13 protein-coding genes are annotated in these 19,494 nt (G+C 68.1%); 2 read left to right on the top strand and 11 right to left on the bottom strand.

Annotated features, from left to right (window positions below):
- The first annotated feature begins 135 nt into the window (after window positions 1-135).
- Window positions 136-378, top strand: coding sequence for a DUF6737 family protein (locus KBY88_RS04200; protein ID WP_254938658.1), 243 nt, complete (start codon window positions 136-138; stop codon window positions 376-378).
- A gap of 42 nt (window positions 379-420) precedes the next feature.
- On the opposite strand, the gene KBY88_RS04195 is transcribed toward KBY88_RS04200, so the two are convergent.
- From KBY88_RS04195 to rbp, 3 genes are all read right to left on the bottom strand, one after another.
- Window positions 421-1,344, bottom strand: a complete 924-nt coding sequence (locus KBY88_RS04195; RefSeq protein ID WP_254938657.1) for an LCP family protein — start codon at window positions 1,342-1,344, stop codon at window positions 421-423.
- Between the two features lie 107 nt (window positions 1,345-1,451).
- A complete protein-coding gene (locus KBY88_RS04190) occupies window positions 1,452-3,272 on the bottom strand; it encodes an ABC transporter ATP-binding protein (protein ID WP_254938656.1) in 1,821 nt (606 codons plus the stop codon).
- A 756-nt stretch (window positions 3,273-4,028) separates the two neighbouring features.
- Window positions 4,029-4,373, bottom strand: a complete 345-nt coding sequence (rbp, locus tag KBY88_RS04185; protein ID WP_254938655.1) for an RNA-binding regulator — start codon at window positions 4,371-4,373, stop codon at window positions 4,029-4,031.
- 256 nt (window positions 4,374-4,629) lie between these two features.
- On the opposite strand from rbp, the gene KBY88_RS04180 reads away from it, so the two are divergent.
- Window positions 4,630-4,830, top strand: a complete 201-nt coding sequence (locus tag KBY88_RS04180) for a DUF8633 family putative protein (protein WP_254938654.1) — start codon at window positions 4,630-4,632, stop codon at window positions 4,828-4,830.
- A gap of 72 nt (window positions 4,831-4,902) precedes the next feature.
- Here KBY88_RS04180 and KBY88_RS04175 read toward each other — a convergent pair whose 3' ends face one another.
- The 8 genes from KBY88_RS04175 to KBY88_RS04140 all read right to left on the bottom strand — a co-directional run bounded on the left by KBY88_RS04175 (window position 4,903) and on the right by KBY88_RS04140 (window position 19,449).
- Entirely contained in the window at window positions 4,903-5,193 is a 291-nt protein-coding gene (locus KBY88_RS04175) for a hypothetical protein (protein WP_254938653.1), read from the bottom strand.
- A 5-nt stretch (window positions 5,194-5,198) separates the two neighbouring features.
- The gene (locus tag KBY88_RS04170; RefSeq protein WP_396102504.1) at window positions 5,199-7,154 is read right to left on the bottom strand and encodes a DEAD/DEAH box helicase; all 1,956 of its coding nucleotides are present in this window, start codon (window positions 7,152-7,154) and stop codon (window positions 5,199-5,201) included.
- Window positions 7,155-7,409: 255 nt separating this feature from the next.
- A complete protein-coding gene (locus KBY88_RS04165) occupies window positions 7,410-7,745 on the bottom strand; it encodes a phosphomannose isomerase type II C-terminal cupin domain (protein WP_254938652.1) in 336 nt (111 codons plus the stop codon).
- Between the two features lie 711 nt (window positions 7,746-8,456).
- Window positions 8,457-9,056 (bottom strand): MFS transporter, encoded by a 600-nt coding sequence (locus tag KBY88_RS04160; protein ID WP_254938651.1) that lies wholly within the window; start codon window positions 9,054-9,056, stop codon window positions 8,457-8,459.
- A gap of 667 nt (window positions 9,057-9,723) precedes the next feature.
- Entirely contained in the window at window positions 9,724-11,487 is a 1,764-nt protein-coding gene (locus KBY88_RS04155) for an AAA family ATPase (protein WP_254938650.1), read from the bottom strand.
- Complete coding sequence (locus KBY88_RS04150) at window positions 11,484-15,329, bottom strand: UvrD-helicase domain-containing protein (protein ID WP_254938649.1); 3,846 nt, start codon at window positions 15,327-15,329, stop codon at window positions 11,484-11,486. The genes KBY88_RS04155 and KBY88_RS04150 overlap by 4 nt, the downstream gene beginning before the upstream one ends.
- 8 nt (window positions 15,330-15,337) lie before the next feature.
- Entirely contained in the window at window positions 15,338-18,787 is a 3,450-nt protein-coding gene (locus KBY88_RS04145) for an exodeoxyribonuclease V subunit gamma (RefSeq protein ID WP_254938648.1), read from the bottom strand.
- On the bottom strand, window positions 18,781-19,449 hold the full coding sequence (locus tag KBY88_RS04140; protein ID WP_254938647.1) for a metallophosphoesterase: 669 nt from the start codon (window positions 19,447-19,449) through the stop codon (window positions 18,781-18,783). Before KBY88_RS04140 ends, KBY88_RS04145 begins: the two co-directional genes overlap by 7 nt.
- Window positions 19,450-19,494 lie beyond the last annotated feature (45 nt).

The raw sequence follows: 19,494 nt of genomic DNA, 5'->3' as shown, positions 1-19,494 counted from the left end.
CAGAGCTCCGCCTCGATCTGGCTCACCACCGCCCTCGGCGTCACTGCGGTTGCTTCCACGGCGAACCGGGCTGGACCTGCTGAAGGCCCTGATCCCATCGACATCAAGGAGAATGGCCGCAGTGAGCCCCGAGCGATGAGCGCTGAACCGACCACGGCAGCACCAGCAGGGAAGGAGGCCTCCTTCTGGCACCTCAAGCCCTGGTGGTGCCAGCCCTGGAGCATCCTGCTCACAGGAGTGCTGGTGCCATCCGCTAGTTGGTTGCTGCTGCAACGTTGGTGGATCACCGCCCCATTGGGTCTGGTGGTACTGCTCTGGTGGCTGCTGTTCCTGGTGCTGGTGCCGGCGAGCTACGGAACTCCGCCCAAGGTTGATTAGGCCAAGGCCGCAGAGCTCACGATTGGTCCAAGCCGGGGCTGATCAGAACAGAAACTTGAAGCGGTTCGAGCCCTCGCCACTGGAACCGCCATGGGCGGCTTCAACGGGTGCCTCGGCTTTGGGCCATTCCGCTTCCCAGTAGCTGATGCCGTTGCGATCAAACGGACGGCCCCCCAGGCGCTTGGTGTGGAACTGGGTGGTGGCCATGGCGGTGACCAATCCACCGATCTCCATCGGCCCCAGATCGGTGTTGAGGTCCTTGCCGGCCGAGGCGATCAGGCTGGGAAGCCGGAGCAAATTCTCAGGACGGGTGAGCTTGGCGAAGAGAGCGCTGAGCAGCAGCTTCTGCCGTTCGAGGCGGCCGATGTCTCCGAGTTCGTCGTGGCGGTAGCGGATGAAGCCCTCGAGATCCCGGCCCTTGAGGGTCTGCAGACCGGGCTGGAGGTCGATGTAGAGCCCCTGGCTGTTGTCGACGTAGTACATGCGCTTGGGCACGTTCACCTCCAGGCCCCCCAGCTGATCGCCAAGACGGCGAATCGCCGAGAGATTGACCACCATGTGGTGCTCGATCGGCCGGCCCAGCTGACGGGAAAGCTCGTGCTTCACCGCCTCGGTGCCCCCGAGGCTGTAGAGGGCATTGGCCTTGAGCGGCCCGAAACCGTTGGAATCGATGTAGGTGTCCCGGGGGACCTGGGTGAGGCTCGTGACTCCGTTCTGCACCTTCACCACGTACATCACATCGGTGTTGCCACCGCCCACATCGGTGCCGAGCACCACCAATTCCTGGTCCCCCAGGCCGGCCCAGGCAGCAAAAGGATTGCCGAGGGAGTGGTTCTTATCGAGCAGATCACCCTTGATCCAGCCTGAGAGGGGGCCCGCCAGCACCAAACCGCCAGTGAGCCCCAGGACAGAGGCCAGCAGCACCGGATTCAAGCCGCCGCGCTTTTTCAAGGCAGAACTTTTCATTTTCTGAACTTATTTCATCCCATCCGCCACGCCGTTCAAACACGGCCGGCGCCACGACCACTTCCAACGCTGGCCTGAACAAACACTCAACCCCGGCCAGGTCACCCTCAAAGCTGGAGGGCTTCGTCCTGGCGGAGGCCCGCCTGCACCCGCCAGAGGTTGGTGTAGGCCCCACCTAGGGCCAGCAGGTCGTCGTGGTGGCCGCTTTCGACGATGCGGCCCTGCTCCATCACCACGATCCGGTCGGCGTGGCGCACGGTGCTCAACCGGTGGGCGATCACCAAGGTGGTGCGCTCGGCTGTGATCAGCTCAAGGGAGCGCTGGATTGCCGCCTCGGTCTCGTTGTCGACGGCGGCGGTGGCCTCATCGAGAATCAGGACAGGTGGGTTTTTGAGAATCGCCCGGGCCAGGGCGATGCGCTGGCGCTGGCCGCCGGAGAGGCGCTGACCACGCTCCCCCACCACCGTGTCGAGGCCCTCGGGCAGGGCGGCGATGAAGGCCGAGGCTTCGGCTAACTCCGCCGCCCGCTCGATCGCCGCGCGGCTGGCCCCGAAGCTGCCGTAGGCGATGTTCTCGGCCACGGTGCCGTGGAACAGGAACACCTCCTGGCTCACCAGGCCGATGGCGCGGCGCAGGTCGGCCAGCTTCAGTTCAACGATGGGGATCCCGTCGAGCAGGATCTGGCCCCGATCGATCGCGTAGAGCCGCAGCAGCAATTTGACGATTGTGCTTTTGCCCGAGCCCGTGGAGCCGACGATTCCCAAGGTGGTGCCTGCCGGCACCAGCAGATCAAAGCCCTCAAGCAGAGGGTCCCGGCCCTGGTAGGCGAAACGGACCCCCTGAAACTCCAGACGCCCGGCCACTGCAGGGGTCTCCAGACCCCGGCGCCCGCTGGGGATGGCGATCGGTGTTTCGAGCAGATCCAGCACCCGGTTGGTGGAGGCCATCGCTCGTTGGTAGTCATCAAGGGTGCGGCCCAGGGTGGTGAGCGGCCACAGCAGCCGTTGGGTGATGAACACCAAAAAGCTGTAGCTACCGACGGCGATCACCCCGCGCCAGGCCTGCAGGCCGCCGATGACCAAAATCGCCAGAAAAGCGAACAGGATCGCGAAACGGATCAGGGGAATGAAGGCTGCCGAGAGACGAATCGCCCGGCGGTTGCTGAGCCGGTAGGCCTCGCTGTCCGAGCGGAGCCGTTCCTGTTCCCAGGCCTCGGCGGCGAAGCTCTTGATGGTGAGCATGCCACCGAGATTGTTGGCCAACCGGCTGGAGAGATCGCCCGCCCGTTCGCGCACCTCTTCGTAGCGGGGGGCCAGACGTTTTTGAAACACCAGCGATCCCCAGAGAATCACCGGGATCGGCAGGAAGGCCACACCAGCCACCCCCGGGGAGAGCACCACCATGGCGCCGCCCACCGCCAACACCGTGGTGATCAGCTGCAGGATTTCGTTGGCTCCGTGGTCGAGAAAGCGCTCCAGCTGATTGATGTCGTCATTGAGGATGGCCATCAAACGACCGCTGCTGCCCGCCTCGAAAAAGGCCATCTCCAGTTGCTGGAGATGGTCGTAGGCCTCGAGGCGCAGTTCGTGCTGCACGGTCTGGGCCAGGTTGCGCCAGAGCACCCCGTAGAGGTACTCAAACAGCGATTCCGCGCTCCAGATCACGAACGAGAGCACCGCCAGCACCGTCAACTGTCCGGGCACACTGGCCACACCGAATTGGGCCAGCCAGGACTGCTGCTGCTTGACCACCACATCCACCGCCAGGCCGATCAGCACCGGTGGCGCCAGGTCGAACAGCTTGTTGAGCACCGAACAGGCCGCCGCCAGGGCCACCCGCTGCCGATGGGGGCGAAGGGTCAGCAGCAAGCGCGACAGTGCTGGCCTGGACGAGCGTGCTGTGGGGGCGGGGGCCGAATGGGGAACCATGGCAAGCGGTGGCAGAACGCCATTCAAGGGGCCAGTCCCATCGCTCGGGGATCTCCCCATGGGCTTCACTCCGGGCTTGGGCCAACCGAGGGCGCCAGGGCTGAACATCCTGGGTGTTCCCCCACGGGCTCGGGAGCACGTGGGGATGAATCACCCGTTCAGTGGCAACCCACACCAAGCGGGGCTTGGCGGTTCCGGTTCCTTGCGATAGACCAGAGAAGTCTCCCCCCAGGAGGTTCCCATGACCCGCTCGAGAGCGTTCCATCGCTTCCATCGCTGGACGGCCAAGATGCGCCGGCGCCATCTGCGTGCAGCCCTGCCAGAGCCCCGCGAAGGTGAATTGGCCCTACTGACCCCTGGAGCTGATCTGCGCCGTCTCGCCTGGGAGCGCGATCAATTGGCCGAGCTCAGGGATCGGGATGATGTCATCAGGGTCGCCTGATCCGATTGGACCACACCGCACCTGGGGGCAGAGAGCTTAAGGCTGCGGCCCTGGCACGCCAGGCCCCGGCCCCCAGGTCACGGTGCAGCGGTAGCGAAAATCCCCGCGCACCTGAAAGCTTTCGCATTGCTTACCGATCTCCACCATCCCCTGGGGCAGGCTTTGTCGGGCGCGCTCCAAGGCATTGGTGTTGCTCCAGATGGAGTCAGCGGTGGCACTGCCTGCCCATGCTGGAGGCAGTGCCCAGGCAAGAGCCAGACCTGCTGCGGAGCTGATCAAACTCCGCAGCAGGGAAACGGCTCGGCCGGTGCGGTTCACCAGCGGTTGCCCCCACCGCCGTATCCACCGCCACCGCCACCGCCGCCGTAGCCGCCAGAGCGGTTGCCGCCTCCACCTCCACCTCCACCGCCAGTGCGTTCACGAGGGGTGGCTTTATTGACGCGGATCATGCGTCCCATCCACTCCACATCCTGGAGGTCATCGATGGCTTTTTGCTCCTCCGCATCACTCGCCAACTCGACGAAGGCAAAGCCGCGCTTGCGGCCAGTTTCACGATCGAGGGGAAGGCTGCACTGACGGACTTCGCCGTATTGGCCGAAAAGATCAAGCAGATCCTCCTGTTCGGCCTGGAACGAGAGATTGCCTACGTAAATGGTCATTCCTTGATGGGAACCTGGAACTGATTCGGCGATGCTGGTGGGTTCCTCAAGGAAAGCCGGTCGGATGCGGGTCCTAACTGAGCGCGCCGTTTGGAGCCTGAAAGCCTTTGAATCACGAGCATCGTACAGGGTTACCCCTGGTTCAGCCGAACCAGATGGCGAAGCATGAACGAGACCTGAAGGAAAGCCAACGAATCGGCCTGCCCAGAGCTTCTTGTTCCATTGTCAGGAAACCAACACCGAAGTTTCCTGCGTCATGGCTGGCCCCGTTCCCTGGAGTTTGGCTTGGAGTGACGACGGCGAGCTGGCTCCCCAGGATCGCTTTGACCTCTTTCAGTCCCTGGTCTGCTCAGAATCTCAATCTGCCCAGCCCACCTTGATCGCCGCGATCGAACACATGCCCCTGGAACAGCTTTCCATGGTCTCCACCGGCGGTGTCACCGGACTCTGCGCCTGAAGGCCGCGATCATGCCTTCGTTGGTGCGTGAGCGGGTGGGGCCGGCCCCTTGGGGGCAGCGGGCTCCCCAGCTCAGCTGAACTTGAAACGGCTGCTGGCCTGTCTGGTGCAGCTGGCCTGGGCGTCCGCCAGGCTGACGTTCTGGCTGACCTGGTCAACGAAGCACGTGCAGGCGTAACTGGCCATGCCCGCCGGCGGCTCCTTGCCGGCGGCACTCAGCGCTGCAGAAAAGCCGGCCAGGCAAAGTTGGTTGATGGTTTCGCGAGCACTGGCCTCGGCCGGTAGGGGATGGGCGGTGAGCACCAAAGCGACGGCCGTCGCCAGGGGGACATGCAAGGACAAAGATAAGGACGGCCGTGTCATGGGGTTCACACAGAGGATCGGGTGATCTGGAGCTCCTTGTTCATCACCTTCAGGCGCTTGAGCGACTGGAACACCTCTTCGGGCATGCCCGTGGGCAGGTCGATGGTGCTGTGGGTGTCGAAGATCTGAATCCGACCGATCGAGCGACCGGCCAAACCGGCTTCGTTGGCGATGGCCCCGACGATGTTGCCGGGCTTGACCCGATCGCGCCAGCCCACCTCGATGCGAAAACGATCCATGTTCTCTTCGCTGGGGCCGTCGCCCACCTCAGCGCGCTGGGGGAAGCGACCGCCGGCCGAGCGGGCGGGACGTTCGCCGCGGCGATCAAGGCCACCGGCCACGGAACGGTCCCGATCCCGGGGGGAGGGGGAAGATTGACGGAGCCAGTTCTCATCGCCATGGACCAGGAGTGGGCCAGCGCCCACGGCCAGCTGCAGGGCCGCCAGAGCCAGTTGGTCGGGGCTGACCTCGATCTCCTGGGCGACCCGCTGCAGGATTTCCGCCAGCAGAGCCCGCTCTTCTTCGCTGGAGCTGGGCTGCTGCACGGTGGTGGTCAACTTCTGGCGCAGGCGATCGAGCCGGCTCTGGTTGATGGTGGCGTTGCTGGGCACCTCCATGGGCTCGATCGGACGCCCGACGGCGCGCTCGAGGCCGCCGAGGAAGCGGCGTTCCCGGGGGGTCAGGAAGAGAATGGCGTTGCCGCTGCGGCCCGCCCGGCCGGTGCGGCCAATGCGGTGCACATAGGCCTCGCTGTCGAAGGGGATGTCGTAGTTGATCACCAGGCTGATGCGCTCCACATCGAGCCCACGGGCCGCCACATCCGTGGCCACCAGCACATCCACCTTGCCGCTGCGTAGCCGGTCGATCGTGCGTTCGCGCTGGGCCTGGGGCACATCGCCATTGAGGACAGCGACGTCGTAGCCCTTCTGCTCCAGCGATTCGGCCACGGTGAGGGTGATCGCCTTGGTGCGCGCAAAAATGATCACCCCTTCGCTGGTTTCGGCCTCGAGCACGCGGCTGAGGGCCTCCAGTTTGTGGGGCGCATTCACCGAGAGGTAGCGCTGGCGGATGCGGCTGGCATCGTCTCCCTTCTGGCGGATCGTGACTTCGGCGGGATCGTTCAGATACTTGTGGGAGATGCGCCGGATTTCCGAGGGCATGGTCGCCGAGAACAGCACCACCTGACGCTGTTCGGGCAGCTGGGTGAGCACCCATTCGACGTCGTCGATGAAGCCCATGCGCAGCATTTCATCGGCCTCGTCAAGCACCAGGGTCTTGAGGGCCGAGAGATCGAGGGTGCCCTGGCGCATGTGGTCCATCACCCGGCCAGGGGTGCCCACCACCACCTGAACGCCTCGTTTGAGGCGGGCGATCTGGTCACGGAAATCTGCGCCGCCGTAGATCGGCAGCACACGGATGTGGGGCAGGTTGATGGCATAGCTGTTGAAGGCCTCAGCCACCTGCAGGGCCAGCTCGCGGGTGGGGGTCAGCACCAGCACCTGGGGGCTCCGTTGCTGCAGGTCCATGCGTGCCAGCAGCGGCAGGGCGAAGGCTGCCGTCTTGCCCGTACCGGTCTGGGCCTGACCCACCAGGTCGCGGCCCAGCATCAGTTCAGGGATCGCGGCGGCTTGGATCGGGGAAGGCTGTTGATAGCCGACGCTGGCGAGAGCCGCCAGCAATTCGGGCGCAAAACCAAAGGAGGCGAAACCACTGGTGGCGTCGCTGGACGGTGCGCGATCAGCCGGTGAACTCCCTGTAGCGGCAGCGCTCAGCTCCGATTCGGAGTCGGTCTCGGCGGAACTGGAGGTGGTGGGGCTGGAGGTTGTTGTGGCTTCGAGGTTCGTCTCGAGCGGACCGATCAAGGTGGTGTCGAGTTCGATGGCGCCCGCGGAGGCAGGCAGATCAGCCGCGCTGAGATCGACTGAACAGCCGAAGCTCTCGCACGCAGTGGTGTTGGTCACGTATTCGGAAAAGGGCCTTGGCCTGGATGTCCTTCAATGCAGGCCGGCAGTCACACGCTGGATCCCTTAACGGGGACTCCAAGAAAAACGCCTTGCCCTTAATCAAAGGGTGAGGTGCAATCTTAACACCTGATCCTGGTCCCTTCTGGCCTCCTGGGATCCCCGGGCCGGCGGTGGCGGCGCGGACCCGTGCTCCTGCCGGGGTCTGCTTGCGGGATTCCCTTCCCGGCGGCCGTTTCTCCGTCCTGGGCGATGTCAGCGGCCATAGTCGTCATCGATGCGCTCGATGTCGTCTTCCCGCAGCGTTGCGCCCCGTTGCACTTCGATGATCAGCAGATCCCCATCGCCGGCCCGGGCCCGGTGCAAGCTGCCCCGGGGCACGTGGAAGGTGCTGCCGGCGGCGCAGGGCTGGGGGAGGCCCTCCAGCTCCAGCCAGCCGCTTCCTGCCACCACCACCCAGTGCTCCTCACGGTGGTGGTGGCGCTGGAGGCTGATGCGCTGACCGGCGTGAATCAGCAGGCGCTTGACCAGGTAGCCATGGCCTTCACCGAGGGCCTCAAACCAGCCCCAGGGGCGCTCTTCCCGTGTCATGGCCGACCGCACCGAGGTTGAACCATGGTGGCGTGGATGCCGTGGCGGGCCAAGGCCGGCGGCAGAAGGTTGGTGTTGATGCCGTGGTGCCTTGAGAAATGCGTGGGATCGGTCCCTAGTACACCCAAGCAATGGATCGATTCAACCATCCAAAGACTGAAAGCCTTCGTGCGATTCACTTCCCTACGGGACATATCAGCGAACGGAGCTGACGGGGGGATCGGCCCTGGGAACAGGGGAGACGACTCAATCGATCGCTTTGATTGAGTCGTCTCCTGATTGGAAACGATCGCAGCGCATGGGTTACCGGTCACCGAGCTCAATCACCACCTCTCCTTGGTCGCTGGTGATTGCTGGGGGAGCGATGCTGCAATCAGAGGGCCTGATGTTGATCAAGACCTCAAGCCCCCGTTCGCCTTCAGGCGATCGAGGGGGCGAGGGTGAAAGGGTCATCAGAGACGCCTGGGGCCGGGTGTTCCAAGTGGCTGCCCTATGTAACCTTTGGGGCACCTCACTAACATCCAAGGACGTCAGATCATCGATGCAGAAGGTGATTCCAGATGGAACCTAAGGGCACACGTGAGGGGAGACTAATGGAGCAGGGTCTCTGATGGAAACGACGCCAGTGGTGCTGGCCTCGACCGGGGTTGGAGTGACCCTCCCTCCGGTGATTGAAGTATGGGCGCAACGGCCAGTGACGCCCCCTGCCGTTCACTTTTCGTTGGCATGTTGCGTTGCGTAAGCGACCGTGGGGGTGGCATCATCCAGCCGCTGTTTCCATTGTCTGGCGAGTCCCCAGGTCAGCGCCGCCCCCAGCAGAGAGCTGCCCCCGAGACCCACCAGCAAGGGAGCCGGGCCCCAGCGCTCCAGCACCAGCGGCACCAGGAGAGCCGTGAGCACTGCTCCTCCCTTGCCGGCCGCGGTCGCAAGGCCCGCTCCCCGGGCCCGCTCCCCCGCCGGGAAGACGTTTCCCGCCAGCAGGTAGGTGGTGGCATTGGGCCCCAGGTTGGTGGTGAACAGGAACAGACCCAGGCCGATGGCCAGCAGCAGGGGCTGGGGCTGATCGCCCCTGGCGCCCCAGGCCGCCAGGGCAAGGGCGAAGGCGCAGCCACAGAAGCCCGCGATCTGCTGGGGAATGACCTCCACCCAGCGGCAGAGCATCGTGGCTCCGACGCCGCCGGCCACCAGCAGGGACTCCTCCAGCACTGTGCCCACTGCGGCGCTGCTGCCTGCCGGCAAGATTTCACCCAGCACCCGGGGCAGGTGGATGCTGAGGCCGTAGGTGGCCAGGTCCTGGAGAAACCAGGGCACAGCCGCCAGCGCCAGAGGCGCCAGCGACGGGGCGGTGGCCTTCGGTCCCTGGGTTGGTGTAGAGCTCCTCGCTGACTGGCTTTCGCTGGGGGAACGGCTGTCAAGGGATCGCTGGGCGGACGACCCGCCGTTGGCGGCACCGCCGGCGGCCGCTGGCTCCAGGCGGGGGTTTCCTCCACCCCCAGCCGCCCAAGGATCAACACCACCAGAGGCAGCAGTGGCAGCAGGTAGAGCTGCCGCCAACCAAGGCCCGAGGGCAGGCCCAACAGGCCACCTCTGAGCACCCCGAGGGCCTGAAAACCGACGGACGAGAGCACCAAGGGTGCCCGCCACTCCGGGGCTGCGCGCTCCGAGAGCATCAGGTGGCCCATGGGGTTGTCGGCGCCGAGGGCCAGGCCCACCAGCAGCAGGTTCCACAGCAACCATGGGCCGTTGGGGCTGAGGGCCGCGGCCACCAGCGCCAGCATCAGCAGCCCCAGTTCACCGATGAACACGGGCCGGCGCCCCCAGCAGCATGCCCAGCAGCGGCGCTGCGGCGGCCAGGCCCGTGTCCCCTAGCTGCAGCTCCCGGGCCGCCAGGGAAAGGTGAGCCCTCCCATGAACACGATCAGACCCTCGAGGTACTTGCCGGCGCTCACCAACCACCACACCCGCCAGGGCATGGTGTTCAAGGCAGCGGGCTCCGCTCCCGGGCGCCCGCCAACCAGCTGGGTGCCGGCGGGGTGACCAGCAGGGCCCGCTCCCGGGCGCGGGTCAGGCCGGTGTAGAGCAAGCGGGGATCCCAGCGGGCCAGCTCCGGCAGCAGCAGCAGCACCTCGCCGTACTGGCTGCCCTGAGACTTATGGATCGTCAGGGCCAGGGCCGGCTCAGCACCGGGGAGCCGATCGGGATGGATCAACCGCCACCCCCCCTCGGCGGCTGGCGCGGCGAACAGCACCTGCCGCTCACCGGCCCAGTTCACGAGTACTCCCACATCGCCATTGGCCAGCCCCTGCTCCGCCAGGTTGCGCTGGCAAAGCAGTGGCGTGCCCAGCGGCCAGAACCGGGGTGGCTGGATGGCCTGCTCACCGAGCAACGTTCGATGGATCGCTTCGACGCCCCAGGCCCCCCTGCGCACGGGGGTGAGCAGTACACAGCTCTCCAGCTCCGTCAACAAGGCCTTCACCCGGTTCCCTGACCCTTGATTCGATGGTTGAGCCGAGGGTGGCGTCCCGGGGGCCTCGAGAGGCTCGAGCCGGGCCGCCAGCAGGCCCAGATGGTGCAGGTGTTGCTCCAGGCGTTGGCGCAGGAGCGGGGGGAGCCGACCCGGCGGGGCGGTCAGCCATTGGAGGTTGGCGTCCGCCTCAACTTCCTCTAGGGCCTGGCGCAGGACGTGCGGATCCGGGCGATCCCGCTCCTCGCTCCGCAGCACGGCCGCCACCGCCGCCAGCGCTCCGTTGTTGCGGTAGATGGTGGTCAGCTCGACGGCGGCGGACCCAAGGGCCTGGAGGTGCTCGGGCCGCTGCAGTTCCAGCAGCACAGCTCCCGGGCCCACCGGAGGCAACTGGGCCGGGTCCCCAACTAGCACGAGTTGCGCTGAGTCCGGCAGCGCCTCCAGCAGGGCGTCCATCAGGGGTAGATCCACCATCGACAACTCATCCACCACCAGCAGATCGAGATCGAGCAGGTGATGGCGATGGCGCCGATAACGCTCGCCATTGCTCTCCAGCAATCGGTGCAGGGTGGTGCAGGGAGCGTTGGCAAGGAGATGGGCAAGGGATGCGGGGACGCGCTCCAACCCTTCGCCGATCGCCGCCTTCAGCCGGGCCGCGGCCTTCCCAGTGGGGGCTGCTAGGTGCAGGCGCAGCAGGGGATCCTGGTCGAGGGCCGCCGCCAGCAACTGCACCACGGTGCTGGTCTTGCCCGTGCCGGGTCCGCCCCCCAGCAGCAGCAGCCCCTGGCCCAAAAGGGCTGCCACCGCCTGGCACTGACGAACATCCAGCGCGCCCCGCTTCCCCGCCAGAGCGACGGCGTCGCGGATGGCCTGGGCCGATGGCGCCTGCGGCCAGGGGCGGTTGGCCCGCTCGATCAGGCGGCCGATCACTTGCTCCTTGAGCCCATGCCAGCGGCGCCAGGCGAGTTGGTCACCCTGCAGCACCAGGGGCGCCTCGGGGTGCTCAGCCGCCAGGGGGGAGGCGGCCAGAGCCTGGAGGTGGCCATCGGGCCAGGCCGTGGCCGAGAGGCCCTCAGGAGCTGGGCCTGACAAAGCCAATACCAGTTCCCCTCGCTCCAGCTCCCATGCCAGGGCGCCGATCGCCTCAGCCACCAGCGGATCAGGGGTGGCTCCAGCGAGCCGGGGCAGGGCTTCGGAGAGGGCGTCGCCCAGCGCACCGAGCCAGGTGGTGTCGGTGCCGCTGCGACCGCTGGGGCTCTCAGGACTGGAACGACTCACGGACTTCCCTCCCGCAGCAGCTGATCCAGGGCCAGGAGGCGCTCCAGGGGAGGCTGATCCACCAGCATCCCCGGCACGGGATCGGCCGTGGTGGGCCCCGCTACCCCGCGCAGGAACACGTAGACGTACCCGCCCAGATCACGCTCGGGCTGATAGCCAGGCAGGCGCCAACGCAGGTAGCGGTGCAGGGCCACCAGGTAGAGGTGCGCCTGCAGTGGGTAGTGGTGGTGCAGCATCTGCTGCTCCATCGCCGCCTCGGTGTAGTGGGCGGGACCGCAGGCCAGCGGCCGGTTCTCGCCGTCGCGCACTCCGATCCAGTTGCTCTTCCAATCGGCCACCCACCAACGGGGATGACCCTGGGCGTCGGGGGCGGTGAACAGCAGATCGATCGAACCGGTCAGGAAGCCCCTGCTGGCCACCTCCAACTGGGCCAGTCGCTCGGCATAGGCCGCCCCGAAACGGCCCCCCGGATGGTTCGCGAACACCTGGGCCAGCCCCCGGGCGCTCACGAGCCGCGGGGCGCCGAGAGGGGCGCTCTGGCCCTTGGCCAAGGCCAGGGGTACGGCCAGGGGCAGGTCGAAGTTCAGTTCGTTGAGGCAGCGGCGCCGCGGCAGATCCGCCAGGGCGAAGCGGCCCAGAGCTCCGCCCATGGGAGTGAGCCGTAACCACTCCATCCCCTCCAGCACTGCCTCCAGTTGGGTGGTGGGCAGGCCGGCCCGCTCCAGCTCCCGGCGCACCAACTGGCGATGGATCTCATCGCCAGCGGGTCGCTGGTGATCGAACTGCTCAAGGATGCGGTGGAGGCCATCGCCGGCAGCGGCGCCGCGGGGGAAGTCCGCCAGGGGGCCGCGCTCGGGCCAGGCCGGTCTTGCAACGGGGGCGGCGGCGAGCGCCTGGCCGCTCGCCGGGGCAGCGGGGCTCACCGCGGCCGCCCCGTTGTTCATCCGGCCGGCTATTCCCTCCCCTTCATCCATCCGCTCGGCCGCCCCATCGGTTTCCCGCCCCTCTTCAAGGGCGATGGGGCCGAGGGCCGCGGCGGCACCCTGTGTCCAACTGGAGTAACTGCTGCGGCCCCAGCGGCGATCGAGGGCGCGATGGGGTACAGGTCCGCAGGTCAGCGCTCCTTTCAGCGCCGGCGGCTGCCAGCGATCGGCCGGTGACGCTGGGGCAGGCAGCTCGGCAGGCTCGATCAGCTGGAGCTGCAGGCCCGAAGCCCCCAGATGCTCAGCCAGCCCCTCCCGCCAGGTGGTGCCCCCTCGTGTGCGCCCAAACAGCCAGGGGCGCAGGGGGTCGGAAGCGGGGTCCCCGGCGGGCGCCCAGACCAGCACGAGCAGATCGCAGGCCCGGGTGGCCGCCACGTAGGCCAGGCGCTCCAGTTCCTGGGCCTCGGCGGCGCGGGCCTGCGCTCGGGCCGCAAACCCTGTTCCCCATTGGCCATTGAGGTGCAGATCCCAGCGGGAACCGCCGCTGTTCGGCGGCCTCCAGCGGCGCCCTAAACCCTGACCGGATCGGGTCGAAAGACCCCGCCAGAGGGTGGGCGTGATCACCACCGGGTACTCCAGCCCCTTGCTGCTATGGACCGTCACCACGGCCACCGCAGAGCTGACGGCATCGCTGTGGCGCTGGTGGGCATCGGGCACGGGACCGTCGTCCTCCAAGCGCTGGCGCCGCAGCCAGTCGAGGGCGGCGGCGGGCCCCAGGCCCTCCCGGTGCATCTGCTCCTGCAGCAACTGGGCTGCCTGCTGCAGGTCAGCGAGCAGGCCGCCCCCGAGCGACAGCCCCGCCAGCTCGGCGCTGCCCAGCAGGTCGCCGAGGACAGCCAGCAGGCCATCGCGCTCCAGGACGCCCACCAGATGACTGATCCGGGTGCTGAGGGCCTCAAGGCTGCCGGGGCCCGCCCCGCTGCCCTGGGCGCCGGCCAGTTGGGCGCCACTCCAGCCCAACAGGGGCGTGGCCGCCAACAGCCGCAGGGCTGCGCCGTTGCCCGGATCAGCCAGGGCCGCCAGCAGCCGTTGCAACACCGTGGCCCCCTCGCTGGCGAAGACATCCCCCTGACTCACCAGCCGGCTGGCGATCCCCCGGTGCTCCAGCGCCTGGCGCAAGGCCTCCGCTTCCCGGTGCTTGTTCACCAGCAGGGCGATGTCGGAGGGAGCGAGGGGGCGGCTGGCCTCGCCCTCGCGCAGGTTCAGACCGCGGCGCAACAGATCGAGCACCAGCTGGGCCACCTGGGCCGGCAGGAGCGCGTCGATCTCCCCCAGGGTCAGCGTCTCGGCCTCGGTGAGCTCCCCCGCCAGCCAGAGCAACTGCAGCGGGGACTCCCCGGCCGGCAGTTCCAGGGCGTGAAGGGCCGCCTTGGCTGGATTGGCTCGCACCTGGGGCACCGGCAGGTTGCTCTTGGCCAGCCCCACGGCGCCCATCAGAGCGTTGAGGCTGGCGATCAGGGCCTCGCTGGAGCGGAAGTTCTCGCTCAGTTCACTGACGGAATCGGCGCACACCCTGGCGGCGCGGTAGGTGTCCAGATCGCCGCCACGGAAGCGGTAGATCGCCTGTTTGGGGTCCCCCACCATCAGCAGCAGGTGCTCGGGACCCGTGAAGGCGCGCTGGAGGATACGCCACTGGATCGGATCGGTGTCCTGGAATTCATCCACCAGCGCCACGCGGTAGCGGCGCCCCAGTGCCTCCAGCAGCTCGGCGTGCTCCTCCCCCTCGGGCCCCGGATCCAGCCCCTCCAGCAACTGGGCATAACCCAGGCGGCCACTGCTCTGGCGCCGGCGGGCCAGCTCCGAGCGGCCCCAATGGGCGGCGTGGAGCAGCAGCGCTTCGGCCGGCCCCTCCACCAGATCAGCGATCGCCAGCAGCAAGGGACGCTCGGGCAGGGAGGGATCGGTTTCACCAGCCCTGCGGGCCGCGGCGCTGAAGGGGCCCGGGTGGAAGTAGTTCCGCAGCGCGTTCTGCTCGAGCAAGGAGGCGTAGGAACCCTGCTCCGGCTGGGTCGCGAGCCAAGCGTTGATTCCACCCATCCAGTCGTTGCTGGGCTTGGCGGCATAGGGCTTTGGATCGAAACCTTCCGCCCTCCATCGGGCCGCAGAGGATTTCAAGGCCTCGTAGAGGCCCTCCCCCCGCTTCGTCCAGAGCTCCTGAAATCGGCTCCAGCGCTGCTGCCACAGGGCCACCAGCTGGGGGGCCAGGGGCTCGCTCGGATCGAGGCCCAGGGGCACTGGATCCAGCTCAAGGGCCGTGTCGCTCTCCAGCTGGGCGAGGAGATCCTCCAGCGCCTTGGGCGTCACCCCGAGGGACTGGGCTCCCGCCAGCAGCTCCACGGGCAGGGCCACCACCTGGGCCTGCCAGTAGTCATGGGCCACCTGGCGCACGAGGATGCGGGCTTCGGGGTCGAGTTCCACTTCGGGAGCCAGGGCGGCCTCGAGGGCCTGGCGGCGCAGGCTGCGCTGGCTGAAACCGTGCAGGGTGGTGATATCGGCGCGATCGAGTTCATCAAGGGCCAGCAGCAGCCGGCCCATCAGCTGGCGCCGGCCGGCGTGATCCATCGGTTGACGCGCGAACCAGCGCTCCAACACCGGATCGGGGAAGGTCCGCAGCGCCTGATCGGCCTGCTCCAACACCGTGAGCGCCTGTTGCAGCCTCCGGCCGATGCGGTCGCGCAGTTCGGCGGCGGCGGCGTTGGTGAAGGTGACCACCAGCAGCTCCCCCAACGGCAAACCGCGTTCCAGCACCAGCCGCAGCACCAGGTGCGCCAGGGTGAAGGTCTTGCCGGTGCCGGCGCTGGCCTCCAGCAGCCGCACCCCGGGCCCAAGGCTGAACGTGTCAGCATCGAACCTGCCCATCGGGTGGCTCATCGCCCCTTCTCCTTGCCAGGCTTCTGCTTGCGCGTCCTTTCCTTGCTCACCCGCTCGAGGACGGGCCCATAGAGGGCCTCAGCCGCTGCCGAAAAGCTCCCGCCCAGCAGTGCGTCGATCGGGGTGTCGGCGCCGAAACAGGTCGCCAGCACGGGACTCTCCCGTTCCCCTGGAAACAGGATGCCCCCTTCCCAGGCTGCGGCCGCCTTGGCTGGGCCGCTGCCCGCCGCCTTGCGCTCGGCCTCCACGAACGCCCAGCCTGTCCTGGGCGGCACGGGCCAGCAGGCCCCGCCCAGCTGCTCGCGCAGGGCAAGGAGCGCCTCCAGCTCCAAAACGGCCTGGTCGGCCTCCGGGGGCTCCAGCCGCAGCTCCACCGCGAATTGGTCCTTGCTGCTGCGGGCCACCAGCACCCCGCCGGCAGGGGCCTCCCCGGCGGCGGCGGCCAGCAGCACCCGCAGCCAGAGGTCCAGGCGCTGGGCCACCCCTTCCTTGGCGGTGTGGCTGAGCACGACCAGTTGTCCACGCCAATCGAGCTCGAGGCTGAGCCCCTGCCAACAGCTGACGCCGGTGTGGGGCTTCCCGAGCCCTTCCAGCACGGCCCCAAGCGTGCGCCAGCGACCGCCCATCACCATCCCCTCCAGCTCCCCTGCCGATCCAGCAGGGAAGCGGCCCCGGCCTCGGTCCAGCCCCAACCAATCCGGCCCATCGCCATCCTGCGGAGCTGCGCTCGTTCGCTCCTCCAGTTGACCGCGCAGCAGCGCGGCCCTCTGTCGTTCGTCGAGGGTCAGATCCTCCAGGTCCTCCACTGGCGTGTGCCACTCGCCGGGATGGAGCCCCAGCTGCCGCAACCAGTGCTTCTGGGGGGCCATCAGCCAGTCGCGCAGGTCGCCGGTGGGATCCCGGGCCAACAGGGCGGCGGTGGTGGGATCAAGGGCCAGCGCGGAGGGGGGCTGCCGCAGGGCCAGGGGCAGGGGCCGGTGGGCCTCCCCCCGCTCCAGCAAGCGCCGCGCCTGCAGCAGGCGGCGGTCACAGCTGGGGGCGGGCCGGAGGGGCTGGGCCAGGAAGTTGGCGCGATCGAGCGGGTTGGCCGGGTGGGGGATGGTCAGGGCTGAGGCCCCGCCGGCCAGCCGCTGGTTCAGCGTCTCCAGCAGCTGACGCACCGGCGTCGCCGGCATCAGCTCCGCGCCGCTGCGCTCCTCGCGGTTGCTCCAGCTGATCAAGAGGTGGCGGCGCGCCGAGAGCAGGGCCTCGATCAGCACGTAGCGGTCTTGATCGGAGGAGCTGGGGTCGCCCAGGCGTCGCTGGCGCTCCAAAAGATGGAACCCCGGCCGCTCCTTCCGGCGGGGGAAAACGCCGGCATCGAGGCCCAGCAGCACGATCACCTTGTGGGGGATGGCCCGCATCGGTTCCAGGGCGCTGATGGTGAGGGCGCCGCTGCGGTGGCCGAAACGGCCGCTGTCGATCGAAAGCCGCTCCTCCAACACCGCCGCCACCACCGGCGCCGCCAGGGCCAGCTCGGTGTCGCCGGCGCTGCGGAGCCAGTCGTCGCTGGCGGCCAGGATCGACTGGCGCTCCCAGGCCTGGGAACCGTCCTCACCGAAGAGATCGTTGAGCAGCTCCAACAACAGCGGCCCCCAGCGCTTCGGGGTGTGCGCCTGGCGCAGCCGCAACAGCCAGCGGCGCAGATCCAGCAACAGCTGCAGGCTGCGGCCCTGGGCCTCCAGGCTGCCGGCCACGACCAGTGGGGCCGCATCCCCCAGGGCCAGGCCCGGCTGATCGGGCAGCACCAGACCCAGCAGCAGGCGATCGATGGCCCAGCTGAGGCTGTGCTGGCGCTCGCCGCCGCGATCGTCCCCATCAAGACCCCAGCGGAAGCCCGCCTCCTGAAGCTGGGCCGTGAGCCGCGCCCCCTCACCGACATTGAGCCCGAAGCGCTCCAGCAGAGCCCCGTTGCCGAGCACCACCTCCAAGGCCGTGGCCGTAAGCCGTTCGCCCCCCAGGCGCAGCAGGCCCAGCAGGGCACTGGCCAGGCCCGCCTGGCTCTGCTGGCTGCGGTCGGTCAGGCGCCAGGGCAAGGTCACACCGGTGGCGGCGTCGTCGCCAAACACTGAGGCCACCAGGGGGGCGAAGGTCTCCACCTGGGGGGTCATCACCAAAATGTCGCGGGGTTCGAGCGTGGGATCGGCCGCCATGAGCTGCAGCAGGCGGTCACGCAGGATCTGGACCTGGCGTAGACGGCCCGGGCAGGGGTGGAACTCCAGGGAGCTGTCACCCACGGCCAGGGTCAAGGACCCCTGGCCCCCATCCGTGGGCGGCCCCATCCCGGAGCCCTCCGGATCCTCGGTCGGCCCCACGAGCTCCTGCTGCAACTGCTCCAGCACGGTGGGCTCGTGCCCTAGCCCCGCCCTGACACCGGCTGGCAGGAAAAACAGATCGCGGCCCTCCCACTGCCCCAGCTGGGCCTCACCCGTACCCTCCAACAACTGCTGGAACTCGGCCCCCAAGCGCCCGAACAGTCCCTCCAGCCGCGGTGCCTCCAGCACCCAGTCGCCGGCGAAGGGCGTGCGCCAGCCGTCCCCCTCCAGAAGCTGCTGCCGTCGACTGAAACAGCGGCGCCAGAGGTCGCGGCAGGGGGTCAGCAGGTAGAGCTCCACATCCACCGTGCCGGAGAGGGCCTGCAGCAACTCCACCTGCACGGGCGCCAGGCTGCTGAGGCCGAACAACCGCAACGGTTGGTCGCTGGCCAGGGGCGCATGGGTGCCCCGGCGCAGGTGCTCGATCGCCCGCCTCACCCGGAGGCCGAAGGGCTCGACGCCAAGGCGGTCGCGCAGGCGCCGCAGCAGCAACGGCTGCCAGCGCTGCTGCTCCGGCAGTTCCCCGCCCCGCCCGTCGCCCAGACCCTCCCGCCACCAATGCTCCAGCAGCTCCGGGCGGTACAGGGCGTAGTCATCAAAGGCATCGGCGATCGCCCGTCCCAGCCGCCAGAGGGGCAAGCCCAGGCTGCGGCCTCCCTCGGCGCGCTCCCCTTGCCGCCGCTCCAGCCAACGGCGCAGCAGAGCGGCTTCCGGTTCCCGCACCAGTTCTTCAAGTAGCTCCAGCACGGGCCAGACCAGCTCGGTGGCCCGCCAGGGGTCGTTGGCCGACGGGCTGGCCGTGGGGGCAGCGTTCTCCCCCAGCAGCTCATCCACCAGCTGGCGCAGGCGACTGCCTGGAAATGGAAAGCGCAGATGGGCGGCAATGCCATCGGCGTAAACCTCGTCGCCGTCCCCCTGCTGGGGTGCCGTGCCCAGATGCAGGGCCAGCTGCTCAGCCAGCCAGCGGCTGGTGGGCCACGTGTTGACGACCACCAGGGCCTGCTCGAAGGGCCCCGGAGGGCTCAGCTGGAACTGGGCGGCCAGCAACTGGGCGAGAAGCTCAGCCCGGTTGCTGCGATAGACGATCAGCAAGGGCTGCCCAACAGCGCCCTGCTGGGCTCCAGCCAGGGGGCGCAGTCCCCGCGCCGGCCATAGACCTGGCGCTGGGCGCGGGTTTCAGGGCAGTAGGCCGTGAGCGTGCCGCCGTAGCAGGCGCCGGTGTCGATGGTCACGATGTTGTTGGGGCGACGGCGCACCAGCGGACCGGGGGTGTGGCCCACGATCACCTCCCCGAAGCGTCCGTCGTAGTGGTCCCAGAAGGGTTCCCGCACGGACAGATCCGGCTCCCAGGTGTGGGGATCAAAGCCGGCGTGGGTGGCGACCCAGCCGCGGCCCCAGTAGGCCAGGGGCAACTGCTCCAGCCGCTCCAGCCACTGACGGCAGAGCCAGTCCCCCAGGTGCCGGTAGGTGTCACAGCCAGCCAGATCCAGCTGGGCCGCCCAGGTGCCCTCGCGCAGGGCCCGAACCAGCTTGAACTCATGGTTTCCCATCAGCCACACCCCCCGGCCGGAGGTCACCAGCGACCAGGCGAGTTCCATCGACCGCTCGATCTCGGGGCCGCGGTTGATCACGTCGCCGCACAGGACCAGCCGATCGGTGGTGGGCAGAAGCCGGAGGAGATCCCAGAGCGATTCCGCGCAACCGTGGACGTCACCGATCACCCAGTGGCGATGGGGTTGAGACCGTAGTGTCATGCAGGGCACATGCTTGCCGAAGTTTGACCTGGCAGGGGTGAATTT

The sequence above is a fragment of the Cyanobium sp. Morenito 9A2 genome (assembly GCF_024345575.1).
In the GTDB taxonomy this organism is placed as follows: domain Bacteria; phylum Cyanobacteriota; class Cyanobacteriia; order PCC-6307; family Cyanobiaceae; genus ATX-6F1.
The sequence above is the reverse complement of the archived record's forward strand: the minus strand, read 5'-3'. Positions and strand labels throughout refer to the sequence as shown.